Origin of the sequence: Actinomadura sp. NTSP31 (assembly GCF_041951385.1) — a bacterium.
Lineage (GTDB): Bacteria > Actinomycetota > Actinomycetes > Streptosporangiales > Streptosporangiaceae > Spirillospora > Spirillospora napierensis.
This window is the reverse complement of record NZ_JBGNUT010000037.1, coordinates 83,564-109,135: the sequence shown is the minus strand read 5'-3', so window position 1 is coordinate 109,135 and position 25,572 is coordinate 83,564. Positions and strand designations below refer to the sequence as shown.

At 72.9% G+C, this 25,572-nt stretch carries 18 protein-coding genes and 1 pseudogene; 3 read left to right on the top strand and 16 right to left on the bottom strand.

Annotated elements, in window-relative coordinates:
- Positions 1 to 37: 37 nt before the first annotated feature.
- The 4 genes from serA to ACA514_RS41790 all read right to left on the bottom strand — a co-directional run bounded on the left by serA (position 38) and on the right by ACA514_RS41790 (position 5,076).
- On the bottom strand, positions 38 to 1,624 hold the full coding sequence (gene serA, locus ACA514_RS41805; RefSeq protein WP_375046981.1) for a phosphoglycerate dehydrogenase: 1,587 nt from the start codon (positions 1,622 to 1,624) through the stop codon (positions 38 to 40).
- Between the two features lie 256 nt (positions 1,625 to 1,880).
- Complete coding sequence (locus ACA514_RS41800) at positions 1,881 to 2,519, bottom strand: hypothetical protein (protein ID WP_375046979.1); 639 nt, start codon at positions 2,517 to 2,519, stop codon at positions 1,881 to 1,883.
- Between the two features lie 385 nt (positions 2,520 to 2,904).
- Positions 2,905 to 4,431 (bottom strand): DUF2079 domain-containing protein, encoded by a 1,527-nt coding sequence (locus ACA514_RS41795; protein ID WP_375046977.1) that lies wholly within the window; start codon positions 4,429 to 4,431, stop codon positions 2,905 to 2,907.
- A 93-nt stretch (positions 4,432 to 4,524) separates the two neighbouring features.
- Positions 4,525 to 5,076 (bottom strand): PadR family transcriptional regulator, encoded by a 552-nt coding sequence (locus ACA514_RS41790; protein WP_375046975.1) that lies wholly within the window; start codon positions 5,074 to 5,076, stop codon positions 4,525 to 4,527.
- Between the two features lie 138 nt (positions 5,077 to 5,214).
- On the opposite strand from ACA514_RS41790, the gene ACA514_RS41785 reads away from it, so the two are divergent.
- On the top strand, positions 5,215 to 6,027 hold the full coding sequence (locus tag ACA514_RS41785; RefSeq protein WP_375046973.1) for a hypothetical protein: 813 nt from the start codon (positions 5,215 to 5,217) through the stop codon (positions 6,025 to 6,027).
- Positions 6,028 to 6,076: 49 nt separating this feature from the next.
- On the opposite strand, the gene ilvC is transcribed toward ACA514_RS41785, so the two are convergent.
- The 4 genes and pseudogenes from ilvC to ACA514_RS41765 all read right to left on the bottom strand — a co-directional run bounded on the left by ilvC (position 6,077) and on the right by ACA514_RS41765 (position 12,523).
- The gene (ilvC, locus tag ACA514_RS41780; RefSeq protein ID WP_344270129.1) at positions 6,077 to 7,060 is read right to left on the bottom strand and encodes a ketol-acid reductoisomerase; all 984 of its coding nucleotides are present in this window, start codon (positions 7,058 to 7,060) and stop codon (positions 6,077 to 6,079) included.
- Between the two features lie 42 nt (positions 7,061 to 7,102).
- Entirely contained in the window at positions 7,103 to 7,627 is a 525-nt protein-coding gene (gene ilvN / locus ACA514_RS41775) for an acetolactate synthase small subunit (RefSeq protein ID WP_375046970.1), read from the bottom strand.
- Position 7,628: 1 nt separating this feature from the next.
- Positions 7,629 to 9,395: pseudogene (locus ACA514_RS41770) on the bottom strand (acetolactate synthase large subunit); the annotation flags it as partial.
- 236 nt (positions 9,396 to 9,631) lie between these two features.
- On the bottom strand, positions 9,632 to 12,523 hold the full coding sequence (locus ACA514_RS41765; RefSeq protein ID WP_375046968.1) for a putative bifunctional diguanylate cyclase/phosphodiesterase: 2,892 nt from the start codon (positions 12,521 to 12,523) through the stop codon (positions 9,632 to 9,634).
- 476 nt (positions 12,524 to 12,999) lie between these two features.
- On the opposite strand from ACA514_RS41765, the gene ACA514_RS41760 reads away from it, so the two are divergent.
- Positions 13,000 to 14,079 carry a PQQ-dependent sugar dehydrogenase gene (locus tag ACA514_RS41760; RefSeq protein ID WP_375046966.1) on the top strand — a complete coding sequence of 360 codons (1,080 nt, stop codon included), beginning with the start codon at positions 13,000 to 13,002 and terminating at the stop codon, positions 14,077 to 14,079.
- A gap of 77 nt (positions 14,080 to 14,156) precedes the next feature.
- Here ACA514_RS41760 and gatB read toward each other — a convergent pair whose 3' ends face one another.
- From gatB to gatC, 3 genes are read right to left on the bottom strand one after another with little or no spacing between them, the layout of a single operon-like run.
- On the bottom strand, positions 14,157 to 15,641 hold the full coding sequence (gene gatB / locus ACA514_RS41755; protein WP_375046987.1) for an Asp-tRNA(Asn)/Glu-tRNA(Gln) amidotransferase subunit GatB: 1,485 nt from the start codon (positions 15,639 to 15,641) through the stop codon (positions 14,157 to 14,159).
- Between the two features lie 14 nt (positions 15,642 to 15,655).
- Positions 15,656 to 17,155 (bottom strand): Asp-tRNA(Asn)/Glu-tRNA(Gln) amidotransferase subunit GatA, encoded by a 1,500-nt coding sequence (gatA, locus tag ACA514_RS41750; RefSeq protein ID WP_375046964.1) that lies wholly within the window; start codon positions 17,153 to 17,155, stop codon positions 15,656 to 15,658.
- A complete protein-coding gene (gene gatC / locus ACA514_RS41745) occupies positions 17,155 to 17,454 on the bottom strand; it encodes an Asp-tRNA(Asn)/Glu-tRNA(Gln) amidotransferase subunit GatC (protein ID WP_173099435.1) in 300 nt (99 codons plus the stop codon). The genes gatA and gatC overlap by 1 nt, the downstream gene beginning before the upstream one ends.
- A 162-nt stretch (positions 17,455 to 17,616) precedes the next feature.
- Between gatC and ACA514_RS41740 the strand changes: the two genes are divergently transcribed.
- Positions 17,617 to 17,868, top strand: coding sequence for a DUF6458 family protein (locus tag ACA514_RS41740; protein ID WP_375046962.1), 252 nt, complete (start codon positions 17,617 to 17,619; stop codon positions 17,866 to 17,868).
- A gap of 6 nt (positions 17,869 to 17,874) precedes the next feature.
- Here ACA514_RS41740 and ACA514_RS41735 read toward each other — a convergent pair whose 3' ends face one another.
- The 5 genes from ACA514_RS41735 to mnmA form a co-directional block, all read right to left on the bottom strand.
- Entirely contained in the window at positions 17,875 to 19,998 is a 2,124-nt protein-coding gene (locus ACA514_RS41735; RefSeq protein WP_375046960.1) for a putative bifunctional diguanylate cyclase/phosphodiesterase, read from the bottom strand.
- 254 nt (positions 19,999 to 20,252) lie between these two features.
- Positions 20,253 to 22,421 carry an NAD-dependent DNA ligase LigA gene (gene ligA, locus ACA514_RS41730; RefSeq protein WP_375046958.1) on the bottom strand — a complete coding sequence of 723 codons (2,169 nt, stop codon included), beginning with the start codon at positions 22,419 to 22,421 and terminating at the stop codon, positions 20,253 to 20,255.
- Positions 22,422 to 22,495: 74 nt separating this feature from the next.
- The gene (locus ACA514_RS41725; RefSeq protein ID WP_375046956.1) at positions 22,496 to 23,500 is read right to left on the bottom strand and encodes a methionine synthase; all 1,005 of its coding nucleotides are present in this window, start codon (positions 23,498 to 23,500) and stop codon (positions 22,496 to 22,498) included.
- Between the two features lie 25 nt (positions 23,501 to 23,525).
- Positions 23,526 to 24,344 carry an LLM class F420-dependent oxidoreductase gene (locus ACA514_RS41720; protein ID WP_375046954.1) on the bottom strand — a complete coding sequence of 273 codons (819 nt, stop codon included), beginning with the start codon at positions 24,342 to 24,344 and terminating at the stop codon, positions 23,526 to 23,528.
- 115 nt (positions 24,345 to 24,459) lie between these two features.
- Positions 24,460 to 25,536 carry a tRNA 2-thiouridine(34) synthase MnmA gene (mnmA, locus tag ACA514_RS41715; RefSeq protein ID WP_375046953.1) on the bottom strand — a complete coding sequence of 359 codons (1,077 nt, stop codon included), beginning with the start codon at positions 25,534 to 25,536 and terminating at the stop codon, positions 24,460 to 24,462.
- Positions 25,537 to 25,572: the final 36 nt, after the last annotated feature.

Here is a 25,572-nt window from a genome sequence, read left to right as displayed (position 1 = left end):
GTGTCCCGAGCTGCTCCCGGTACCGGGCGCCCTCGTGCTAGTCGAGGTCCACGCGGCGGCCCATGTCGGCGCCCACCTCGGCGGTGATCGCGTCCACGAGCTGCGCCGGGATCCCCGAGTCGACGGTCAGCGCGATCAGCGCCTTGCCGCCCTTGGCGTCCCGGCCGACCTGCATGCCGGCGATGTTGACCGCGGCGTCGCCGAGCAGCTTGCCCACCGCGCCGACGATGCCGGGGCGGTCGACGTAGGAGAAGAACGCCATGTGCGCGGTCGGGACCAGCTCCATGTTGTAGCCGTTGATCTCGATGATCCGCTCGGCGTGCTTCGGGCCGGTCAGCGTGCCGGACACCGACACCACGGCGCCGTCGGCCATCGTGCCGCGCACCTGCACCACGTTGCGCCAGTCGGGGCTGTCCTCGCTGGTGGTGAGGGTGACCTCGACGCCGCGGTCGCGGGCCAGCAGCGGCGCGTTGACGAAGGTCACCGCCTCCTCGGTCACGTCCACGAACACGCCCTTGAGCGCGGCGAGCTCCAGCACCTTGACGTCATGCTCGGCGATCTCGCCGCGCACCACCACGTCCAGCCGGACGGGGACCCCGCCGGCCAGCGCGGTGAAGATGCGGCCGAGCTTCTCGGCCAGCGGCAGGCCGGGCTTGACGTCCTCGGCGACCGCGCCGCCCTGGACGTTCACCGCGTCCGGCACGAACTCGCCGGACAGCGCCAGCTTCACCGAGCGGGCGACCTGCGTGCCGGCCTTCTCCTGCGCCTCGTGGGTGCTGGCGCCCAGGTGCGGGGTGACCACGACGTTGTCGTGCACGAACAGCGGGCTGTCGGTGCAGGGCTCGCTGCTGAACACGTCGATGCCGGCGCCCGCGACCCGGCCGTCCTTCAGCGCGAGGTCGAGCGCCTCCTCGTCGACGATCCCGCCGCGCGCGGCGTTGACGATCCGCACGCTCGGCTTGACCTGGTGCAGCTCGCGGTCGCCGACGAGGCCGAGGGTCTCGGGGGTCTTCGGCAGGTGCACGGTGATGAAGTCGCTCTGCTGGAGCAGCTCGTCGAGGGTGACGAGCTTGACGCCGAGCTGCGCCGCGCGGGCCGCCTGCACGTACGGGTCGAACGCGATCACGTTCATGTCGAACGCGGCGAGGCGCTGGGCGACCAGCACGCCGATGCGGCCGAGGCCGAGCACGCCGACGGTCTTGCCCTGCAGCTCGACGCCGGTGTACTTCGAGCGCTTCCACTCGCCCTGCTTGAGGGCGGCGTGGCCCTGCGGAACGTTCCGCGCGGTGGCCAGCAGCAGCGCGATCGCGTGCTCGGCGGCGGTGACGATGTTGGAGGTCGGCGCGTTGACGACCATGACGCCGGCCTTGGTGGCGGCCTCGACGTCGACGTTGTCCAGGCCGACGCCGGCGCGCGCGACCACGCGCAGCCTCTTGGCGTGCTGGAAGACCTCGGAGGTGACCTTGGTGGCGCTGCGGACGATCAGGGCGTCGACGTCCGCGACGGCGGGCAGCAGCTTGGCCTTGTCGCTGCCGTCGACGTGACGGACCTCGAAGTCGGATTCCAGCACGGCGATGCCGGCCGGGGAGAGCTCTTCTGCGACGAGGACGACGGGCTTGCTCAAGGAAACAGTCCTTCGGGAAGTCGGATGTTCGGCTGATGTGCAGGTGAAGTCGCGAGTCACCTCGTCGTGCCCTCGCCCCCAGCGGCGAGTCTATCCCCCGGCGGGCGGCCGGGTTCGCGGCAGGGAAACACCGGCCGGTAACTCCCCTGTGTCGGCCGTGCCGGGCCCGCCCTTACCTCCGGCGGGCCCGCAGGCCTGCGGATCCAGGCCGGATCCAGGCCGCAGCCAGGCCGGATCCGGTTCAGGCCGAAGCCGGTCAGGCCGCGTTCGGCTCGGGCACCGAGGCCAGCACGGCGGCGACCCGTTCGGCGTCGGCGACCCGGACATGCGGGACGTCCACGAACACCCGCAGCGGCCCCGCGGGCAGGCCCAGCTCCTCGGCCACCTGGAGCTGGACCTCGCGCAGCGGGACGTAGGCCAGGTAGCCCCGGAAGACGTCCTGCGACCGGAACATCCCGGTCATGATCAGCCGGTAGCCGCGGATGCGGAACGACAACGCGGTCAGGCACGGCACCGCGGCGGCGTCCTCCCCCGGCAGCGTCAGCGAGATCCACGCGCTGGTCGTCCACGGCCGGGCCCGCAGCAGGCCGACGACCCAGCGCAGCTGGTCGACGCCGTCGAGGTCGCGCAGCCGCGGCCCGTACCGGCCGGCCGCCGCGTCCCGGGCGCGCTCGCGGGCGCGGCGCGCGATCCGGTCGCGGTCGCCGTACTCGAGCAGGAGCGGGTCCTGCCAGCTCAGCGAGTTGATCTCGAACAGCAGCGGAGGGCCCTCGATGATGGGCCCCACGTCCTCCATGCCGGCCACTCCGGCCGCCCACACGTGCCGCAGGACGCCGATCCACGCCCTCCCGCACGTCTCCCAGCGCCGGACGCCGTTGTCCCCTCGCGCCTGCACGTCATCTCTCCGCGCCATTGCCGGCCCGATCACCGCCAATGCGGAACGGGTGTTCTCCTGCCCGCGGCATTGCCGCGCCGGTGATGAATTGCGCCGCGCGCCCGGCCGGCCGCCCCGAGAGGATCCTTGACAGCCTCTCACCACTCATGGACTCGCCCCAACGCCGCTCCGGCGGCGGCCACGTGAGTGTTCGCGCAGGTGCTCCCGCGCCGGCCACGGCCGTCGCGACTTTCTTCAAGTATCCGGCAACGTGGGCCAAAAGGATAGGTTCTTTTACCCCTCAGGCCATCTCCACCGGCATTCTGACCACCCGGCCGCACAAGGGTCACTGGACAATCTGTCCAAACGATCGATCGCCTTTAACTCCAGGCGCGGGCGGGCTCCCTCACCACGGGTCCGGGCCGTCCCGGTGCAGCACGACGTAGCCGTCCCGGCCGAACACCTCCCGGTAGCCGGACGCCGTCAGCTCGGCGACCCGCCGCTGCTGCTCGGCCACCGACGTGAAGGGGAACGTCCGCCGCCGCACGTCCGCCACGACCCAGGGCGCGTTGCGCGGCTGCCAGTCCCACAGCAGGACGCGGGTACGGGCGGTCAGGCCCGGGCCGACGCCGTTGGCGGCCTCCACGAGCGCCCCGTCGGGGACCCTCGCCACCGCCGCCGCGGCGGCCGATGCCCGTTCGTTGCGCCGATACAGCGCGGGGTCGCCGAGCGCGCCGAAGGCGAAGAACGGCACGGCGACGATCGCCGCCGCCAGCAGGCCGGCCGCCGGGACCCAGGGCGGGCTCAGCCCCTCCCCGAGCCGCCCGCGCAGGCGCACGCGCGCGCGCAGCCGGTCGCTGCGGCGCAGCCGTGCGGCACCGTCCACGGCGGCCAGGACGAGCGCCGCGACGATGAAGGCGTTGTAGTGGTAGTGGGGCGCCCACCAGTTGGCGAACCGGTCGGCGAGCATCCGCTCGATCAGCGGCGGCAGGACGACCAGCGTCAGCGGCGAGGCCAGCGGGAGCAGCAGCAGGGGCAGGACGAGGAGCCCCATCATGGCGAGCTTGGCCGGCGGGCTGCCGATCTCCGCGGCGGCGTCCCAGGGGTGGGTCAGCGCGTGCACGGCGGCGTGCGGGAGGTCGGGGCCCAGCGAGGTGTAGGCCCAGTAGTAGTCGTTGTCGCCGCCGAACACGGCGATGGCGACCTTGGAGCACACGGCGGTCGCGACCACGCCGACCGCCAGGTGGGCCAGGCCCGCGCGCCGCTCGCCGCGGCGGGTCAGCAGGAACAGGCCGAACCCCGCCAGCAGCAGCCCCATGTCCTCCTTGACCAGCAGGAGGAGGAACGCGGCGAGCGCCGCCCGGCCGCGCCGCCCGGCGTCGTACCGCTCGATCATCACCGCCGACAGCAGCGGGACGAACGCGACCTCGTGGAAGTCGAACGCGAGCGCCTCGGCGACCGGCCAGGACAGCGCGTAGGCCGCCGCCGCGCAATACCCGGCGCCCGCGCCGAGCCGCCGCTCGGTGAACCGCCAGATCGGCACGATCGCCAGCGCGAACAGCATCCCCTGCGCGACCAGCAGCGTCCCCGGGCCGTCGTGGATCCAGTACAGCGGCGCGAGCACCGCCAGGATCGGCGAGAAATGGTCGCCGAGCACGGAGAAGCCCGGCCCGAACCCGTTGTGGACGCCCTTGACGATCGCCACCGGGGCACCGAAGCGGCTGTAGGACCGGACCGCCTGGTCGAAGATCACCAGGTCGTAGGTGCTGGTCCGGAAGGCGTGCAGGCGCAGCAGCGCGAACGCGGAGTTCAGCGCGGCGCTCGCGGCGACCAGCGCGGCGAGCGCCCAGGCCCGCCGCCGCCCGCGCGCCGCCCGGTCCGCTGGAGCGCCGTCCGCCGCCCCCGGCGCCGCCACCGCCTCGACCTCCGCCACGGGCCGGACGCTACCAGCCGCAGGCCCCTGCCCAGGCGCGCGGCGCCGCCGCCGCGGCGGGACCCTCACGCGGGGACCGTCACACGGCGGCCCTCACAGAGCGGCGGGGCCGGTCAGCGACGCCTCGCAGTGGTCCAGCCAGCGGACCTCGGCCTCCGCCTGGAAGATCATCGCCTCCAGGACGAGCCGCCACGCGCGGGCGTCGCGCCCGCCGCCCTCCTCCGGGCCGCCGGGCCCGCCCTTGGCCACGGCCTTCTGCCGGTCGAGGTCGCGCAGCCCGCGCAGGGTGGCGGCGCGCTGCGTCCGGACGACCTGGCGGACGTCCACGCCGGGGGCGGTGACGGCCATCGCGAGCTTGATCGCGAGCTCGTCGCGGGGCCGGTCGGCGCGGCCCAGCGGGGTGGCGAACCAGCGCCGCGCGTCCGCCTCGCCGGCCGGGGTGATCCGGTAGACGAACCGGCCCTCGCCGTCGGCGCCGTCGCGGACCACCAGCTCGTCGCGCTCCAGGCGGGCCAGCGTGGAGTACACCTGCCCGATGTTGAGCGGCCACGACGCGCCGGTGGACGCCTCGAACTCGGCGCGCAGCTGGTAGCCGTAGCGGGGGCCCCGGGCGAGCAGCGCCAGCAGGCCGTGACGGATGGACATGATCACCGAGTATGCATACCCGGTATGCGCAGCGCAATACCGAGTATGCATCCCGGAGGACACGCTACCGGAATTTCACTGTGCGCAGCGACCGCGCGCCTTACCGTGACGATGTCCCCGGCCGATCAGGAGAGAAGCGTGACCTCGGACAGCACGATCAGCGTCCTGCGCGACGTCCTGCGCGTCTACGACCACCGGTACCTCGACCTCGACCGCCGCCAGCGGGACCGCCTCGTCGACGGCACCCGCCGGGTCATCGGCGAGGAGGGCCTGAGCGACGCCGCCCGCGCCGCGCTGCCCGCCGCCGACCGGCTGCGCGCGTTCTGCATCCAGTACGGCCTGCGGGAGGAGCTGGAGCGGCTGATCCGCGACGAGGTGGAGGGCAGCCCGGCGGGCGCCGTCGTGGTCGGCGGCCGGATCTACGCGATGTACCCCTACCTGCGCGGCGTCCCCCGGCAGGACGCCGACATCACCACCGAGGTCGGCGTCGAGCACCGCCTCGACGCGGTGTCCTGGCACGGGAGGCGGGTCCGTGTCCGCGGCACCGCCCTGCTGGAGCGCGTCGAGACCAACCGGACGGCCGTGGACGTCATCCTGCGCGAGCGGACGACCGGCAAGGAGCACGTGTTCCCCGCCGGACCGCGTCAAGCCGCGGACACGGGAGGCGGCGGCTTCGAGGCGTTCGCCGACCCGTCCGGCGTCGAACCGGGCCGCTGGGACGTGCACGTCGCCGCGACCGCGCACGGCGTGACCCGCGAGGCCCGCTTCGGCTCCCGCCGCGCGGACGGCCTGAAGACCGCGCCGCAGCGGCGCGCCGTGGGCCCCCACCACGTCTCGGTCTACTTCACCAAGGGCGGCCACCTGGCGCTGGTGATCCGGGAGGACGCCGGCGCCGCGCCCCTGCGCGCCCGCATCCGCCGCCGCCTCACCCGCCGGACCGCGCCCCGCTGAAACACCGACGGGGGCGAGCACCGCGCGCCCGCCCCCGTCCAAACCCCTGCTAGTCGTTGAGCCAGCTCATCATCGGGCGGAGCTCCGCGCCGGTCTTCTCGACCGGGTGCTCGGCGAGCTGCTCGCGGTACTTGCCGAACTGGGCCTGGCCGCCCTCGAACTCCTCCACCAGCTCCTTGGCGTACTCGCCGGACTGGATCTCGCCGAGGATCTTCTTCATCGCGGCCTTGGTCTCCGGCGTGATCACGCGCGGGCCGCGGCTGTAGCCGCCGTACTCGGCGTTGTCGGACACCGACCAGTACATCTTGGAGATGCCGCCCTCGTACATCAGGTCGACGATCAGCTTCAGCTCGTGCAGCACCTCGAAGTAGGCCACCTCCGGCTGGTAGCCGGCCTCGGTCAGCACCTCGAAACCGGCCTTGACCAGCTCCGACGCGCCGCCGCACAGCACGGCCTGCTCGCCGAACAGGTCGGTCTCGGTCTCCTCGGTGAAGGTGGTCTTGATGCCGCCCGCGCGCAGCCCGCCGATGCCCTTGGCGTACGACAGCGCCAGCGGCCAGGCGTTGCCCGTCGGGTCCTTCTCCACCGCGACGATCACCGGGACGCCGCGGCCCGCGACGAACTGGCGGCGGACGAGGTGGCCCGGGCCCTTCGGCGCGACCATCGCCACGTCCACGCCCTCCGGCGGCTGCACGAGGCCGTAGCGGATGCTGAAGCCGTGGCCGAAGAACAGCGCGTCGCCCTCGACGAGGGCCGGCTTGATGTCCTTCTCGAAGATCTCGCGGTGGTGGTGGTCGGGGGCCAGCAGCATGACGAGGTCGGCCTCCTCGGCCGCCTCCGCCGGGGTGACCACGCGCAGGCCCTCGGCCTCGGCCTTCTCCCGGCTGGCCGACCCCTCGCGGAGCCCGACCCGCACGTCCACGCCGGAGTCGCGCAGCGACAGGGCGTGCGCGTGCCCCTGGCTGCCGTACCCGATGATCGCGACGTGCCGGCCCTGGATCACGCTCAGGTCGGCGGCGTCGTCATAGAACATCTCAGCCACAGTGCTGTTGCCTTTCTTCGATGTGTTTTCCGGTCAGGCGCTGCGTTCGATGGCGCGCAGCGAGCGGTCGGTGATGGACCGGGCGCCGCGTCCGATGGCCACCATGCCGGACTGGACCAGCTCCTTGATGCCGAACGGCTCCAGCACCTTGATGAACGCGTCGAGCTTGTCGCGGTTGCCGGTGGCCTCGATCGTGACCGCGTCGGGCGCCACGTCCACCACCTTGGCACGGAACAGCGTGACGGTCTCCAGGACCTGGGAGCGGGTCTCGGCGTCCGCGCGGACCTTGACCAGGACCAGCTCGCGCTGCACCGACGCCGCCGGCTCCAGCTCGACGATCTTCAGCACGTTGATCAGCTTGTTCAGCTGCTTGGTGACCTGCTCGAGCGGCAGCTCGGCGACGTTGACCACGATCGTCATCCGGGAGATGTCCGGGTGCTCGGTGGTGCCGACCGCGAGCGACTCGATGTTGAAGCCGCGGCGGGAGAACAGGGCCGCGACGCGCGCGAGGATGCCCGGCTTGTTCTCCACCAGGACCGAGAGGGTGTGCGAGCTCATGTCAGTCTCCGTTCTCCCACTCGGGCGCCATGTCCCGCGCGATCTTGATGTCGTCGTTGGTGGTGCCGGCGGCGACCATCGGCCAGACCATCGCGTCCTTGTGCACCACGAAGTCGATCACGACGGGGGCGTCGTCGATCTCCATCGCCTTGGCGATGACGGCGTCCACGTCCTCGGCCTTCTCGCAGCGCAGGCCCACGCAGCCGTAGGCCTCGGCGAGCTTGACGAAGTCGGGGATGCGCTTGGCCGCGTGCCCGGCGCGGGGCTGCAGGCCGGTGTTGGAGTACCGGCCCTCGTAGAACAGCGTCTGCCACTGCCGGACCATGCCGAGGTTACCGTTGTTGATCACGGCGATCTTGACCGGGATGCCCTCGATCGCGCAGGTGGCCAGCTCCTGGTTGGTCATCTGGAAGCAGCCGTCGCCGTCGATCGCCCAGACCGTGGTGTCCGGCGCGCCGACCTTGGCGCCCATCGCCGCCGGGACCGAGTACCCCATCGTCCCGGCGCCGCCGGAGTTCAGGAACGCGCCCGGCCGCTCGTACTTGATGAACTGCGCCGCCCACATCTGGTGCTGGCCGACGCCCGCGACGTAGTACGCGTCCGGGCCGGCGATCTGCCCGATCCGCTCGATGACGTACTGCGGGGACAGCGTGCCGTCCTCGGGGGTGTCGTAGCCCAGCGGGTAGGTGTCGCGCCAGGCGTTGAGCTGGCGCCACCAGTCCTCGTAGTTCCCCCGGTGGCCGTTCTCGTGCTCGTTCTGCACCGCGACGATCAGGTCGGCGATGACCTCCCGGGCGTCGCCGACGATCGGGACGTCCGCGTGCCGGTTCTTGGAGATCTCCGCCGGGTCGATGTCGGCGTGCACGACCTTGGCGTGCGGGGCGAACCCGTCGAGCTTGCCGGTGACCCGGTCGTCGAACCGGGCGCCGAGCGCGATCAGCAGGTCGGCGCGCTGCAGCGCGCCGACCGCGCCGACGCTGCCGTGCATGCCCGGCATGCCCATGTGCAGCGGGTGGCTGTCGGGCAGCGCGCCCTTGGCCATCAGCGTGGTGACGACGGGCGCGCCGGTCAGCTCGGCGAGCACCTTCAGCTCGGCGGCCGCGCCGGCCTTCAGCACGCCGCCGCCGACGTACAGCACCGGGCGCTCCGCCCCGGCGATCAGCCGGGCCGCCTCGCGGACCTGCTTGGAGTGCGGCCGGGTGACGGGACGGTACCCGGGGAGCTGCATCTGCACGGGCCACTGGAAGTCGACCGTGGCCTGCATGGCGTCCTTGGCGATGTCGACCAGGACCGGGCCGGGGCGGCCGGTGCCGGCGATGTGGAACGCCTCGGCGATGGTGCGGGCGATGTCCTCGGCCTTGGTGACCAGGAAGTTGTGCTTGGTGATCGGCATCGTGATGCCGGCGATGTCGGCCTCCTGGAAGCCGTCCGTCCCGATGAGGGAGGTCGCCACCTGCCCGGTGATCGCCACGATCGGGACCGAGTCCATGTAGGCGTCGGAGATCGCGGTGACCAGGTTGGTGGCGCCGGGGCCGGAGGTGGCCATGCAGACCCCCACCTTGCCGGTGACCATCGCGTAGCCCTGCGCGGCGTGGCCGGCGCCCTGCTCGTGCCGGACGAGGATGTGGCGCAGCTTGTTCGAGTCGAACAGCGGGTCGTAGGCCGGGAGGATCGCGCCGCCCGGGATGCCGAACACGGTGTCGACGCCGACGTTCTCCAAGGCGCGGACCAGCGCCTGGGCTCCCGTCATCTGTTCGGTCGTCATGTCTGAGTGTCCTTGGGAGAGAAGGTCTGGGCTCGCCGGGGCAACAAAAAACCCCCGCCGCCGGAAGCGGTCGAGGGGAGGCGCGCAGGTCGGTGAGCTTGGTCAGCCTGCGCGCCGACCAAGTACTACGAGGATGCCGCTGATGGTGTTCTGCACGGAGCCACTTTCGCCGAGATCCCGCCCACCGTCAAATCCGTGGACAATAAATCTCGTCATATGAGACGGCAAAGCGTGCGAGGTCAGCCCGGCAGCGGCAGCGGAAGATCGCCCGAAAGATCCTGTGCGGCCAGGTTCGTGCGGACCAGCGACTCCACCCGCCCGGCCGCCATCGGCCGCGCCACCAGGAACCCCTGCCCGCGCGGGCAGTCCATCGCGCGCAGCAGTTCCAGCTGCTCGGGCCGCTCGATGCCCTCCGCCACCACGGTCAGCCCGAGGTCGCGACCCAGCCGGACGATCGTCCGGGTCAGCAGCGACAGCGTCTCGTCCGAGCCGAGGCCCGCCACGAACGACGGGTCGATCTTGATGACGTCCACCGGGAGCTGGCCGAGGTAGGCCAGCGACGCGTACCCGGTGCCGAAGTCGTCGATCGCCAGCCGCACGCCGAGGTCGCGCAGCTCCGACAGCCGCGCCACGTTCTGCCCGCCGTCCTCGACGAGCACCTCCTCGCGCACCTCCAGCGTCAGCGCCTGCGGCGGCAGCCCCGTCTCCGCCAGCGCCGCCGCGACCGACTCCACGAACCGGGGCGCGGCGATCTGCCGGGCGGTGAAGTTCACCGACAGGCCCACGTCCCAGGAGTCGCGGCGCCACCGCGCCACCTCCCGGCACGCCTCCCGCAGCACCCAGTCGCCGAGCGGGATCATCAGCCCCGACTCCTCCGCCGGGCCGATGAACTCCTCCGGCGGCACCGACTCGCTCCCCCGCCACCAGCGCAGCAGCGCCTCCACCCCGGTCACCCGGGACGTCGCGAGGTCCACCACCGGCTGGAACTCCACGGCGAACTGCTCCTCGGCCAGCGCCCGCTGCAGGTCGCTGCCGAGCTCCAGCCGCCGCACCACGTCGGCGTGCATGTGCGGCGCGAAGACCTCGACGCGCCCGCCGCCCAGCTCCTTCGCCCGCGCCATCGCCAGGTCGCCGTTGCGGATCAGGTCGGCGGCGGTGCGGCGCAGCCGGCGCCCCGCGTCCGCGCCCCGGGCCTTCACCGGGTCCGCCGGCGCCTCCTCGTCCCCGGCGAACGCGATCCCGACGCTCGCCGTCAGCACGATCTGCTTGCTGCCCACCTGGTACGGGTCGACCGACAGCACCCGCAGCAGCCGCCCCGCCAGCTCCACCGCCGCGCGGGTCTCCCGGTCGTCGGACGGCAGCTGCACCAGCACCGCGAACTCGTCGCCGCCCCACCGCGCCACCGTGTCGTCGGCCTGCACGTTGGCGCGCAGCCGCCGCGCCGCCTGCGCCAGCACCTGGTCGCCCGCCGCGTGCCCGGCCGAGTCGTTGACGTCGGTGAACCCGTCCATGTCGACGAACACCACCGCGACCCGGCCGCCCGGCCGCTGCTGCGCCAGCACCTCCCGCGTCCGCTCCTCGAAGTAGGACCGGTTCGGCAGGCCCGTCAGCCCGTCGTGGAACGTCAGGTGCGCGACCTGCCGCTGCAGCGCCGCCTGCTCGCTCAGGTCGCGGGTGGTGACCAGCAGCCGGCCCGGCGCCTCGCCCGTCCCCGCGTACCGGGAGATCGTGGACTCGGTCGGCAGCCACGTGCCGTCCGCCGCGCGCACACGGCACGACACCCGCAGCGACCCGGCGGCGCCCGGACGGTCCGCGCCGGCCGCGTCCTCCTCGTCGAGGAACTCGGTGAACGCCTCCTGCACGCGCGGCAGGTCCTCCGGGTGGATGATCTCGTGCAGCGGCCGGCCGAGCAGTTCCTCGGGCGTGTAGTGGTAGGTCCGCAGCGCGCCCGCGCTCGCGTACTGGACGGTCGCGTCGAGGTCGCAGATGAGCACCGCGTCGTTGCTGCTCTCCGACAGCGCCCGGAAGTGCTCCTCGCCGGTCTCCACGGCGCGGCGCAGCCCGTCGTTCTCCCGCAGCAGCCCGGCCAGCCGCGCGAGCAGCACCAGCGCCGCCGAGCCCGCCACCACCGACACCACCGGCTCGAGCCCGTTGTCGCCGGTCAGCGAGTGCCCGGCGACGAACAGCGAGGCCGCCGCCGCCACCGCCGCCGGAGCCAGCCCCGGGCCGGTCATCCGGCCGCGCTCCTCCGGCCCCGGCGCCGCGTCCGCCGGGACGCCGTCGGGGATGTCGTCGGACGGGCCGTCCGGCGCCGCCTCGGGCGCGGGGCCCGTCCACGGGACCAGCAGGAGCAGCAGCAGCCCGGCCAGCCGCAGGATGTCGGACGGGTCGTCGGACGGCCCGCCGCCGTCCAGCCGGACGAACGTCGTCACCACGTCGGCGGTCGCGAACGCCGCCAGCGCCCCGAACCCCATCCACGCCAGCCGCCGGTGCCCGCGCGCCGCGCCCAGCGCGAACGGCAGCGCCCCGCACACCAGCACCACGTCGATCAGCGGGTACAGCAGCTCCAGCAGGTACTCCGACGCCGACTCCCCCGACTGGTGGTACAGCGAGCCGAAGATCGCGACCCAGCCGAGCACGAACACCGCGCACGCGCAGACGTAGGTGTCGGCCAGGTAGCGCAGCCACATCCCGACGTCGCGCGACAGCCGCACCGGCACGATCAGGCCGATGACCAGCGCCACCACGGCCAGCAGGTAGAACAGGTCCGGCACCGACAGCGACAGCGCGCTGCGCGAGACGTTGTCGGCGACCGCGCTGCCGACCGCGCCCGCGAACCAGCCGGCCGCGGCCACCCCGTACCAGCGCCACGACGCCCGCCAGATCCCGCCCGAGGACACCCGCCGGATGATCCCGGCGTCGCCGGCGTCCGCCGCGGCGCCCTTCGGCCGCCCGGCCGACATCAGCAGCGAGACCGCGGCGGCGCCGGCGGCGACCGCCTCGGTCCAGGCGATGAAGGCCGTGCCGCCCCAGCCGAGCAGCGACCCGGTGGCGTACAGCACGCCGACGATCGCGGCCATGGCGACCGGCACCGCCCGCGGCGGCATCCGCCTGGCGTTCTCGCCGCTCATCGCGCCGTGTCCCTTCCTGCCCCGCGGGGAGCTGACGGTCCCTCGCGGACGCGGCGGCGCGCCAGAGGGGACGTGGGTCCGGAGACCTCACCGGTCGCAGGGATAACGCCCGGAGGGTCGTGGATCGTGCCCCGCGCAGGGTCGGCGCGAGGCGGCGAGCGCATCGGCTGCGCCGGCCGGAGATCAGCGACGTTGCTGCACTGCGGGATCACCGTGATGCTCAATGTACGTTCCGTAGGTCACGGACCGATTGAGACCGGGCGTCCTCATGGCGACGAACCGCCATGTCGGCGATCCGTTCGGGACGACCGAAACGCGATCGTCACCGAATCGGCGCCTTGCCCGGCATCACGCTGAGTGACCGCTTTCGGGGGTCCGAGCGGCCGGGTGCGCCCGTTGTCCCCCGCCGTCCGCTGTGGGGGACGGCGTGATCCGCACGGCATCGGAATGCCATCCTGGGTGCGGGAGGCGTTCTCATGCGAAAGCACCTGATCGTCCTTGTCGCGTTGTTCCTCGCGGGCTGTTCGTCGTCTCCGGCGAAGGACACCGGCGGTGCCCGCACGCCGCCGCCGCTGCCGTCCGGCGGCACCGCGGCGCCCGGGACGCCCCGGGTTCTGGCCACCGGGTTGAAGATCCCCTGGGCGATGGCGTTCCTACCCGGTGGTGACGCGATTGTCACCGAACGTGACTCGGCCCGGCTGCTGCGCGTCACGCCCGCCGGCGGGGTCACGCCCATCGGCACCGTCCCCGGCGTCTCGCCCGCGGGCGAGGGCGGGCTGCTCGGCGTCGCCGTCTCCCCCGGCTACGCCCGCGACCACCAGATCTTCGTGTACTACACCGCCTCCCGCGACAACCGCGTCGCCCGCATCGGCTACGACGGCGGGCTCGGCGCCCCGCGGCCGATCGTCACCGGCATCCCCAAGGGCGAGATCCACAACGGCGGCCGCCTCGCCTTCGGCCCCGACCGGATGCTGTACATCACCACCGGCGAGACCGGCGCGGGCGACCCGGCCCAGGACAAGGGCTCCCTCGCCGGCAAGATCCTGCGCGTCACCCCCGACGGGAGGCCCGCGCCCGGAAACCCGTTCGGCACCCGCGTCTGGACCTACGGGCACCGCAACGTCCAGGGCCTCGCCTGGGACGCCGTGGGCCGCCTGTACGCCACCGAGTTCGGCCAGGACCGCTTCGACGAGATCAACCTCATCGAGAAGGGCCGCGACTACGGCTGGCCCGACGTCGAGGGCTTCGGGAACCGCAAGGGTTTCACCGACCCCCTGCTGACCTGGAAGACGTCCGAGGCGTCCCCGTCCGGCCTCGCCTACGCGAACGGCTCCCTGTGGGCCGCCGCGCTACGCGGCGAGCGCCTCTGGCAGGTCCCGCTGTCCGCCGACGGCAAGGCGGGCCGCCCGATCGCCCGCTTCACCGGTGACTACGGCCGGCTGCGCGCCGCCGTCCGCGCCCCCGACGGCTCCCTCTGGCTCACCACCAGCAACCGCGACGGCCGCGGCGACCCCGCGAAGGACGACGACCGCATCATCACCGTCCCGCTCCGCTAGGCCCACCAGAACTCTCCACGACGCGCGGGGCGCCGGGATTCCGCCGTCCCGCGGGGTTCCGCGGGACGGCGGGCCGGTCAGGAGGCGCCGAGCTTTTCGAGGATGAGCTCGCGGGCGCGGCCGGCGTCGGCCTGGCCCCGGGTGGCCTTCATCACGGCGCCGACGAGGGCGCCGGCGGCGGCGACCTTGCCGGCGCGGATCTTGTCGGCCACGGCGGCGTTGTCGGCGATGACCCGGTCGATGATCGAGGCCAGCTCGCCCTCGTCGCTGACGACCTTCAGGCCGCGGGCGGCGACGACCTCGTCCGGGCCGCCCTCGCCCGCGAGGACGCCCTCGAACACCTGGCGGGCCAGCTTGTCGTTCAGCTCCCCGGCGGCCACCATCGCCTGGACGCGCGCGACCTGCTCCGGCGCGATCGGCAGCTCGGCCAGCTCCACGCCCTGCTCGGTCGCGCGCCGCGACAGCTCGTTCATCCACCACTTGCGGGCCGCGCCGGCGTCGGCGCCCGCCGCGATCGTGGCCTCGATGAGGTCGACGGCGCCGGCGTTGACGACGTCCCGCAGCTCCAGGTCCGACAGCCCCCACTCGCCCTGGACGCGGCGGCGGCGGGCGGCGGGCAGCTCCGGCAGGGTCGCGCGCAGCTCCTCCACCCACTCCCGGGACGGCGCCATCGGCACCAGGTCGGGCTCGGGGAAGTAGCGGTAGTCCTGCGCCTCCTCCTTGCTGCGCCCGCTGGTGCTGCGGCCGGTCTCCTCGCTGAAGTGGCGGGTCTCCTGGATCACCCGACCGCCCGCGTCCAGCACGCCCGCCTGCCGCTCGATCTCCGAGCGGACGGCGCGCTCCACCGAGCGCAGCGAGTTGACGTTCTTGGTCTCGGTGCGGGTGCCCCACTCCGACGCGCCGCGCGGCATCAGCGACACGTTCACGTCGCAGCGCATGGAGCCCTCCTCCATGCGGACGTCCGAAACGCCGAGGGAGCGCACCAGCTCGCGCAGCTCGGTCGCGTAGGCGCGGGCCACCAGCGGGGCCTTGTCGCCGGTCGCGGGGATCGGCTTGGTGACGATCTCCACCAGCGGGATGCCGGCCCGGTTGTAGTCGACCAGCGAGTGGTCGGCGCCGTGGATGCGGCCCGTGCTGCCGCCGACGTGCAGCGACTTGCCGGTGTCCTCCTCCATGTGGACGCGCTCGATCTCGATCCGGTACGTGTCGCCCTCGACCTCGACCTCCAGGTGGCCGTCGACGCACAGCGGCTCGTCGTACTGGGAGATCTGGAAGTCCTTCGGCATGTCCGGATAGAAGTAGTTCTTCCGGGCGAACCGGCACCACTCGACGATCGTGCAGTTCAGCGCCAGGCCGATCTTGATGATGCCCTCGATCGCGGCGTGGTTCGTCACCGGCAGCGACCCGGGCAGCCCCAGGCAGACCGGGCACACCTGGGTGTTCGGGTCCGCGCCGAACGCGGTCGGGCAGCCGCAGAACATCTTCGACGCGGTGCCGAGTTCGATGTGCGTCTCCAGGCCGAGGACGGGCTCGTACTTCGCGAGCGCCTCGTCGTACGGCATGAGTGTCGGGGTGCTCACTTCGCCTCCGCCAGTTCGGGGGCCTTGGCCAGCAGCGGGCCGCCCCAGCGCTCTTCGAGGGCCCGCTCGACGGCGGCCCCCACCCGGTAGACGCGGTCGTCGCCGAGGACGGGCGCCATGATCTGCAGGCCCACCGGCAGGCCGTCGGCCAGGCCGCACGGCACCGAGATCGCGGCGTTGCCGGTGAGGTTCGCCGGGATCGTGCACAGGTCGGCGAGGTACATCGCCATGGGGTCGTCGGCGCGCTCGCCGATCGGGAACGCGGTGGTCGGCGTGGTCGGCGAGACCAGCACGTCCACCTGCTCGAACGCCGCGTCGAAGTCGCGCTTGACCAGCGTGCGGACCTGCTGCGCCTTGCCGTAGTAGGCGTCGTAGTAGCCGGACGACAGCGCGTAGGTGCCGAGCATGATCCGCCGCTTGACCTCGGGCCCGAAGCCCTCCGCGCGGGTCAGCGCCATGACCTCCTCGGCGCTGCGGGTGCCGTCGTCGCCGACGCGCAGCCCGTACCGCATCGCGTCGAACCGGGCCAGGTTGGACGAGGCCTCCGACGGCGCGATCAGGTAGTAGGCGGGCAGCGCGTACGCGAAGTGCGGGCACGACACCTCGACGACCTTCGCGCCGAGCGACTCCAGCAGCTCGACGGCCTCGGTGAAGCGGGCCGACACGCCCGGCTCGTAGCCGTCGCCGCCGAACTCCTTGACGACGCCGACCCGCAGGCCGTCGACGTCACCGCTGCGCGCGGCCTCCACCACGGACGGGACGGGCCGGTCGATCGAGGTCGAGTCCATGACGTCGTGGCCGCTGAACGCCTCGTGCAGCAGCGCCGCGTCCAGCACGTTCCGGGCGAACGGGCCCGGAGTGTCCAGCGACGACGCGAACGCGATGATCCCGTACCGGGACGAACCGCCATAGGTCGGCTTGGTGCCGACGATGCCGGTGACGGCGGCGGGCTGCCGGATCGAGCCGCCGGTGTCGGTGCCGGTGGACAGCGGCGCCTCGTACGCCGCGACCGCCGCCGACGACCCGCCGGACGACCCGCCCGGGATGCGCGTCAGGTCCCACGGGTTGTGCGTGGTCCCGAACGCGCTGTTCTCCGTGGACGAGCCCATCGCGAACTCGTCCATGTTCGTCTTGCCGAGGATCACCAGGCCGGCCTCGCGCAGCCGCTTGGTCACCGTCGCGTCGTACGGCGGCCGCCAGCCCTCGAGGATCTTCGATCCGGCCGTGGTCGGCATGTCCGTGGTGGTGAACACGTCCTTGTGCGCGATGGGGACGCCGGCCAGCGGGCCGAGCTCCTCCCCCGCCGCGCGCCGCTCGTCCACCTTCCGCGCCTGCGCCAGCGTGGTCTCCGCGTCGACGTGCAGGAACGCGTTGACCTGCCCGTCGACGGCGGCGATCCGGTCCAGGTGCGCCTGCGCGACCTCGACCGCCGACACCTCGCCGGCCGCCAGCAGCTCCCCGAGCTCCGCGGCCCTCCTGCGGAACAGCTCGCCCATCAGGCCTCCTCGTCCAGGATCCTCGGTACGCGGAAGCGCTGCTGCTCGCTGGCCGGGGCGCAGGCGAGCGCCTGCTCCGGCGTCAGGCACGGCCGCACCTCGTCGGGCCGGTACACGTTGGTCAGCGGCAGCGCGTGCGAGGTGGGCGGGATGTCCTCCGCGGCGACCTCCTGCACCCGCGCGACCGCGGAAATGATCTGGTCGAGCTGGGCGGCGAGATGGTCGAGCTCATCGTCGCCGAGCGCCAGCCGGGACAGCCGGGCAAGGTGCGAGACCTCGTCACGGGTGATGGCGGACATGATGAGAAACCGTTCCTGCGATCGATTGGGATACCCGCCATCCTATTGGCCGCACCCGCGCCGCCCGAACGGTTTACCCCGCGCCGCCCGCCGCGCCGTTTCAGATCCTGGTGCGGGGAACGCTCCCCACGTCCACCCCCGGGACGACGAGAGGAGCCCGCCGTGACCATCGGCGGCAGCATCGCCCTGATCATCATCGGCGCGATCCTGGCATACGCGGTCAACTACCAGTTCAGCGGCATCGACATCCGGCTGGTCGGTGTCATCCTGATGATCGGCGGCCTGATCGGGCTGGTCGTCGGGATCGTCCGGATCGTCTCCGCGCGCCGCACCGTGGAGCGCCGTCCTCCGCCCGCCGTGCGCGAAGAGCACTACTACGAGGACGACCCCTACGAGCCCCGCCGCCGCTACTGAGGGCTTCTACGCGGCGGGTTCGGGGGCTCGCTGGACGTTGCGGCGGAGCCAGTCGGTGGCGGTGTCGGCGTCCATGGGGCGGCCGAAGTGCCAGCCCTGGGCGGCGTCGCAGCCCATCTCGCGGAGCATCCGCGCGGTCTGCGGGTCCTCGACGCCCTCGGCGACCGAGCGCAGGCCGAGGGTGCGGACGAGGTCGACGATCGAGCGGACGATCACCGCGTCGTCGGTGGACTCGGTCAGCCGCCCGACGAACGAGGAGTCGATCTTGATCTCCTCGACCGGGAGGCGCTTCAGCCGGACGAGCGAGGAGTAGCCGGTGCCGAAGTCGTCCAGGCTGAGCGGGATGCCGAGTTCGGCGAGCTTGGCGACGGTGTCGGAGGCGTAGGCGGGCTCGTTCATCAGGATCCGCTCGGTGATCTCCAGCTGGAGCGCGGCGGCGGGCAGGCCGCGCGCGAGCAGGCCCTCCTCGATCGTCTCGGTGAGGCCGGTGTCGAGCAGGTCGCGGCCGGAGGCGTTCACCGCGACCTGGACGGCGAGGTCCTCGCGCCACCACGCGGCGGTCTGGGCGAGGGCGGCCTCGACGACGTGGTGGGTGATCGAGCGCATCAGGTAGGTCTGCTCGGCGATCGACAGGAACGCCTCCGGTTCGAGCAGGCCCTTGTCGGGGTGCCGCCAGCGCAGCAGGGCCTCCATGCCGACGAGCTGGCCGTCCCGCAGCGACACCTTCGGCTGGTAGAACAGCTCCAGCTCGGACCGGTCGATGGCGCGGCGCAGGTCGCCGAGCATGGTGAGCCGCTCCGGGGAGTTGCGGTCGCGGGCGGGCGAGTAGACCTCGACGCCGGTGCGGCCCTCCTTGGCGTTGTACATGGCCACGTCGGCGCGCTGGAGGAGCAGCTCGAAGTCGGGGGCGTGGTCGGGGAACAGCGCGATCCCGACGCTGGCCTCCAGGTCGAACGACATGCCGTCGAGGCGGACGGGCTCGCCGAGGGCGGCGCGCAGCCGGGCGGCGACCTCGCGGGCGGCGGCCTCGTCGCGGACGGACGGCAGCAGCACCGCGAACTCGTCGCCGCCGAGCCGGGCGACCAGGTCGCCGGGGCGGACGCTGTGGGTGAGCCGGTGCGCGACCAGCTGCAGCAGCCGGTCGCCGGTGGGGTGCCCGAGGGTGTCGTTGACCTCCTTGAACCGGTCGAGGTCGAGCAGGAAGAGCCCGGCGCGCTGGTCGCGCTCCTCGGTGGCGGCGCGGCGCCGCGACGGCTTGATCGACGCCGCGCCGCGGCGGAGGGCCGCGCGGCGCTTCTCCGCGCCGCGCGCCTCGGCGAGCGCTTCCTCGGTCCGGACGATCAGCAGCTTGCGGTTGGGCAGCCCGGTCAGGCCGTCGTGCAGGGCCTGGTGCTCGCGCCGGACGGCGACGGAGGCGTTCAGGTAGACGGCGATGAACGGCAGCAGGATCAGCGGGACGAACAGCGCGGAGCGGTCCATCGCGATGACCATCATCGGGGCGAGGCCGAGCAGCGCCAGGTGCACCAGCACCTGGTAGGCCAGGTCCCAGCGCAGCGCCTTGACCAGGGAGACCCGCTCGTGCAGCGCGACGGCCGAGCCGACGAGGGTGTCGTTGCAGACGAAGTAGACGGCGCCGGCGAGCGCGATGGCGGGCAGGTCGGCGCCGTCGGGGACCCAGGTGCCGGACGGGGTGGCGAGGTCGCCGAAGAGGGCGAGGACGAGCTGGGCGGCGCCGAGGCTGAGGGTGTACTGGGCGGCGTTGAAGGCGATGCGGTGCGGGGTGCGGCCGCGGAAGACCCCGCAGGTGACCACGGCGATCGCCTGGAGCGCGGCGGCGACGGGCAGCCCGGCGTACAGCAGCGCGGCGAAGGCGAACGTGGTGGAGGTGGTGGCGCCGTTGTTCTCGGTGGAGCCGGGGGTGATGATGGGGCGCAGCTCGCCGAAGACGATGAAGCAGCCGAGGATCCAGAAGACCGGATTGCCGGCGAGCGCGTCCAGGTCGGCGGCCGTGAGCCCGGCGAACGCGGCGGCGCAGGCGGTGACGCCGAGCAGGATGACGGCGACGAAGTAGATCCACAACGGGGAGCCGCGGCGCGGGGCCGTGTTCCGCGTGTTGTTCGGGTCCTTCATCACATCCTCGGGGGGTTCGGGGGGCCGTCCCCCGGCACCGGACGTGCCGGACCTCGGGGGACTCCTCCCGGGTGGTGCGTCCGGAGATTCAGGTGGGTCGTGATGTCAGGGAGAGTACGGCCTTTGCTCAACTTCGCGAAACCGGTTGCGTACGTTCCGTTATGCCCTTTCCGTGCCGTCCCCTCACCTGTCGGTAGCTGAAGTGTACCCCTGAGTAACGCGACACTGGTGAGGGGGCGCTTAACCACGCCCGGTCATGCCTCCGCGCGCAAAGTTACATTTTTGGCCGCTTCTGGCCCATCGGCGAGGAGCACCCGGAACCCGTCCTCCGCCAGGACCGGTACGCCGAGTTTGACGGCTTTGTCGTACTTGGACCCCGGGCTGTCGCCCACCACCACGAAGCCCGTTTTCTTCGACACCGACCCGGACACCTTCCCGCCGAGCCGCTGCACCGCCTCCGTCGCCGAGTCCCGGCTGAACCCCTCCAGCGACCCGGTGATCACCACCGTGACGCCCTCCAGCGGCCGCGGGCCCGCCGCGCCCTCGTCCTCCATCCGGACGCCCGCGGCCCGCCACTTGTCCACGATCTCGCGGTGCCAGTCGACCTCGAACCACCGCCTGATCGACGCGGCGATCGTCGGGCCGACGCCGTCCACCGCCGCCAGCTCCTCCTCCGTGGCGTTCGCGATCGCGTCCATCGACCGCATCTCGCGGGCGAGGTCCCGCGCGGCGGACGGCCCGACGTGCCGGATCGACAGCGCCACCAGCACCCGCCACAGCGGCTGCCCCTTGGCCTTCTCCAGCTCCTGGAAGAGGACCTCGACCGTCTTCTTCGGCTCGCCCTCCTTATTGGCGAAGAACGACACCACCTTCGGCTCGCCGGTCTTCGGGTCGGTCTTCGTCGTCCCGGTCCGCTGGTCGAGGACGTGGCTGCGGATCGGCAGCAGCTGGTCGACCGTCAGGTGGAACAGGTCGCCCTCGTTCTTCACCGGCGGGTCGCTCGGCTCCAGCGGCTGCGTCAGCGCCGTCGCCGCCACGTACCCGAGCGCCTCGATGTCGAGGGCGTTGCGGCCGGCCACGAAGAACAGCCGCTCGCGCAGCTGCCCCGGGCAGTACTGCGCGTTCGGGCAGCGGATGTCGGCGTCGCCCTCCTTCTCGTACGCCAGCTCCGTCCCGCATTCCGGGCAGTGCGACGGCATCTCGAACTCGCGCTCCGAGCCGTCCCGCAGCCCGGTCACCGGCGCGACGATCTCCGGGATCACGTCGCCGGCCTTGCGCAGCACGACCGTGTCGCCGATCAGCACGCCCTTGCGCCTGACCTCGCCGGCGTTGTGCAGCGTCGCCCGCTCGACCGTGGACCCCGCGACCTGGATCGGCTCCATCACCCCGTACGGCGTGACCCGCCCCGTCCGCCCGACACCGACCTTGATGTCCAGGAGCTTGGTGTTGACCTCCTCCGGCGGGTACTTCCACGCGATCGCCCAGCGCGGCGCCCGGCTCGTCGACCCCAGCCGCCGCTGCAGCGAGAACTGGTCGACCTTCACCACCACGCCGTCGATCTCGTACGCCGGGTCGTGCCGGTTCTCGCCGTAGAAGGCGATGTACTCGCGGACGGCGTCCAGCCCGCCCACCACCTTGTAGCGGTCGCTGACCGGCAGCCCCCACTCGCGCATCATCTCGTACGCGCCGGACTGGCTCTCGGGCCGCCTGCCGCCCTCCCACGCGCCGAAGCCGTGCACGAGCATGCTCAGCGGACGGTGCGCCGTGACCCGCGGATCCTTCTGCCGCAGCGAGCCCGCCGCCGCGTTGCGCGGATTCGCGAACGGCTCCTTGCCCGCCTCGATCTGCACCGCGTTGACCTGCTCGAACCCCTCCACGGGCAGGAAGACCTCGCCGCGCACCTCCAGCACGTCCGGCCAGCCCTCCCCGGCCAGCCGGTCCGGCAGCGCGTCGATGGTGCGGATGTTGTTGGTGACGTCCTCGCCGGTGCGGCCGTCGCCGCGGGTCACCCCGCGGACCAGGCGCCCCTTCTCGTAGGTCACCGCGATCGCCAGGCCGTCGATCTTCAGCTCGCACAGGTAGCCGGCGACCTCGCCGACCTCCTTGACCACCCGCTCGTCCCACGCCAGCAGCTCGTCCGCGCTCATCGCGTTGTCGAGGCTCTGCATCCGCTCCAGATGCTCGACCGTCGCGAAGTCGGTGGTGATCGGCGCGCCCACCCGCTGCGTCGGCGACTTCGGCGTGACCAGCGCCGGATGCTCGGCCTCCAGCGCCTGCAGCTCGCGCATCAGCCGGTCGTACTCGGCGTCGGTGACCGTCGGCTGGTCGAGCACGTAGTACCGGTAATTGGCCTCGTCGATCCGCTCGCTCAGCTCCAGATGCCGCTGAGCCGCCTCCGTCGGAACGCCCTCGCTGGTGGTCATGGGCCTATTCTCGCCGCTGCCAACGACAATATGACGCCCGGCACGCCTGCTTGCCCAGCGGCTTGCCCGGCTGCTTACTCGGCGGCCTCGTGCAGCATGCGGGCGGTGTCGCGGCAGCGTTTCAGGGCATCGCGGACGTAGCGCGGCGACGCTCCCGCCATCCCGCACGCCGGCGTGATCACCACCTGCTCCGCGAGGCGCGCGGGCGGGAAGCCGAACCGGCGCCACAGCTCCTTCACCGGTTCCGCGGTCGCCCGGAGGGACGGCAGCGCGGCGTCCGTTCCCGGTACCACGCCGAGGAACAGGCCGACGCCCGCGTCGATCGTCTCGCCCACCGCGTCGTCGTCGCGCCGCGGCACGAGCCCCAGGTCCACCGAGATCGCCTTCGCGCCCGCAGCGCGGAGCAGGCCGTACGGGACGTTCCGGGCGCAGCAGTGCACGACCGGGAACGCGTCCGCCGCGTCGATCACCTGCCGCAGCGCCTCCTCGGCGACGGGCGCCTCGATGGCCCGCAGCCGCGAGAACCCGCTGGCGGTCGGGACCGTCCCGGCGAGCGCGGCGGGCAGGCCCGGCTCGTCCAGCTGCAGGACGATCGTCGCGGCCGGGAGCCGCCGCCGGACGTCCGCGACGTGCGCGGCGACGCCCTCGGCCAGCGACGCGACCAGGTCGCGGACGGCGCCCGGGTCCTTCAGCGCCCGGTCGCCGTGCCGCAGCTCGATCGTCGCGGCGAGGGTCCACGGCCCGCACACCTGGATCTTGAACGGGCCGTCGTGGCCGCCCGCGACCTCCTCCAGGACGTCCAGGTCCCGCGCGAGGTGGTCGAGGGAGCGCAGCGTGTCGCGGCCCGGCCGGTCGGAGAACCGCCAGCCGGACGGCTCCACCCGCACCGGCATGTCCACCAGCAGCCCGGCCGTCCGGCCGGTCAGGTCGGCGCCCGGCCCGCGCGCGGGCAGCTCCGGCAGATGCGGCAGCTCCGGCAGTTCGCCCAGGACGATCCGCAGCGCCTCGACCGGGTCGTCCCCCGGATAGGACCCGACCCCGGTCGCCGTCCCCGCCTGCCACGGAAAGTCACTCGTCACGGACCGAACCCTACCGACGAAACGATCAGAGCAGACCCGCCAGCCCGTCGAGGCGCCGCAGCGTGTCGTCCTCGGGCTCGGTCGGGAGGTTGAACAGGACCTCGTCGACGCCGGCGCCCTCCAGCCCCTCGATCACCTCGGGCTTCGGCGGGACGGCGAACAGCGTCACCGGGACCCGCCGGCCGGCCCGCTCGCGCAGCTCGGCGATCTGCGCCGCCAGCGCGTCGGTGCCCCGCCCGAAGATCGGCATCCAGCCGTCGCCGAACTCGACCACCCGGTCGAACGTCGTCGGCCCGGACCCGCCGACCAGCACCGGCGGATGCGGGTCCTGCACCGGCTTCGGGTAGGAGAACACCGGGTCGAAGTCGACGAACTCCCCGTGGAACTCCGCCTGCTCCTGCGTCCACAGCTCCTTCACCGCGAGGACCCGCTCGCGCAGCAGCCGCATCCGGGTCTTCGGCTCGGTGCCGTGGTTGCGCATCTCCTCCCGGTTCCAGCCCGCGCCGACGCCCAGCACGGCCCGCCCGCCGGAGACCAGGTCGAGCGAGGCGACCTCGTTGGCCAGCACGATCGGGTCGCGCTGGACGATCAGCGCGATGCCCGTGCCGACCCGCAGCCGCTCGGTCGCCGCCGCGGCGGCGGTCAGCGTCACGAACGGGTCGAGCGTCCGGTAGTAGTGCCGGGGCAGCTCGTCCCCGCCCGGCCACGGCGACTCCCGCTTCACCGGGATGTGCGTGTGCTCGGCCACGAACAGCGACCCGAACCCGCGCTCCTCCAGGCCCCGCCCCAGCGCGGCCGGCCCGATCCCGTCATCCGTCACGAACGTCGAAACACCGAACTTCACAGCACCCTCCAAGCGCAGATCACCGACGACCCTAATGCCACCGCAGGACGCCGGCTCACGGCGAGTCGTCGTCACGGCGGCGCGTGGACCCGCGCCGACGTGCGCCCAGGGCGGGTCAGGCGGGAACGCGCGTGGTCTCGGCGATCGTGGTGGAGGCGAGGACGCGGTCGCCCGCGTAGAGGACGGCGGCCTGGCCGGTCGCGACTCCGCGCGCGGGGGTGGCGAGGCTGATGCGCAGCGCGTCGCCGTCCGGCTCGGCGGTGCAGGCGTACACCTCGCCGTGCGCGCGGAGCTGGACGTGGCAGGCGAACGGCCCGGCCGGCGCCTCGCCCAGCCACACCGGGCGCTCGCCGACGATCTCGTGGACGTCCAGCGCCTCGCGCGGGCCCACCGTGACGGTGTTGGTGACCGGCGAGATGTCCAGGACGTAGCGGGGCTTGCCGTCCGGCGCGGGGACGCCGAGCCGCAGGCCCTTGCGCTGCCCGATCGTGTAGGCGTACGCGCCCTCGTGCTCGCCGACGCGCGTCCCGTCGGCGTCGACGATGGGCCCCGGCGCCGAGCCGAGCCGCTCGGCCAGGAACCCCCGGGTGTCGCCGTCGGCGATGAAGCAGATGTCGTGGCTGTCGGGCTTGTCCGCCACCTGGAGGCCGCGCCGCTCCGCCTCCCGCCGGATGTCGGCCTTGGTGGTGTCGCCGAGCGGGAACATCGCGTGCGCGAGCTGCTCGGGCGTGCAGACCGCCAGCACGTACGACTGGTCCTTGCCCTCGTCGACCGCGCGGCGCAGGACGCCGCCGTCCAGCCGCGCGTAGTGCCCGGTGCAGACCGCGTCGAAGCCGAGCGCCATGGCCCGGTCCAGCAGCGCCGCGAACTTGATCTTCTCGTTGCAGCGCAGGCACGGGTTGGGGGTGCGGCCCGCCGCGTACTCGCTGACGAAGTCCTCCACCACGTCCTGGTGGAAGCGCTCGGCGAGGTCCCAGACGTAGAACGGGATGCCGATCACGTCGGCGGCGCGGCGGGCGTCCCGGGAGTCCTCCAGGGTGCAGCAGCCGCGTGCCCCCGTCCGGTACGACTGGGGGTTGCTGGACAGGGCCATGTGGACGCCGGTGACGTCGTGCCCCGCCTCGGCGGCGCGGGCCGCGGCCACCGCGGAGTCGACGCCGCCCGACATGGCGGCGAGTACGCGCAGAGTCATAATGCCTACGAGCGTACGCGGCGTCGCAGGGTCGGC

Coding starts and splice junctions, on each gene's coding strand:
- ACA514_RS41790 (WP_375046975.1), bottom strand. CDS start 5,076: ATGTCCATCCGTCACGGCCTGCTGGCGCTGCTCGCCCGGGGCCCCCGC.
- ilvC (WP_344270129.1), bottom strand. CDS start 7,060: ATGTTCTATGACGACGCCGCCGACCTGAGCGTGATCCAGGGCCGGCAC.
- ilvN (WP_375046970.1), bottom strand. CDS start 7,627: ATGAGCTCGCACACCCTCTCGGTCCTGGTGGAGAACAAGCCGGGCATC.
- ACA514_RS41765 (WP_375046968.1), bottom strand. CDS start 12,523: ATGAGCGGCGAGAACGCCAGGCGGATGCCGCCGCGGGCGGTGCCGGTC.
- ACA514_RS41760 (WP_375046966.1), top strand. CDS start 13,000: ATGCGAAAGCACCTGATCGTCCTTGTCGCGTTGTTCCTCGCGGGCTGT.
- gatB (WP_375046987.1), bottom strand. CDS start 15,641: ATGCCGTACGACGAGGCGCTCGCGAAGTACGAGCCCGTCCTCGGCCTG.
- gatA (WP_375046964.1), bottom strand. CDS start 17,155: ATGGGCGAGCTGTTCCGCAGGAGGGCCGCGGAGCTCGGGGAGCTGCTG.
- gatC (WP_173099435.1), bottom strand. CDS start 17,454: ATGTCCGCCATCACCCGTGACGAGGTCTCGCACCTTGCCCGGCTGTCC.
- ACA514_RS41735 (WP_375046960.1), bottom strand. CDS start 19,998: ATGAAGGACCCGAACAACACGCGGAACACGGCCCCGCGCCGCGGCTCC.
- ligA (WP_375046958.1), bottom strand. CDS start 22,421: ATGACCACCAGCGAGGGCGTTCCGACGGAGGCGGCTCAGCGGCATCTG.
- mnmA (WP_375046953.1), bottom strand. CDS start 25,536: ATGACTCTGCGCGTACTCGCCGCCATGTCGGGCGGCGTCGACTCCGCG.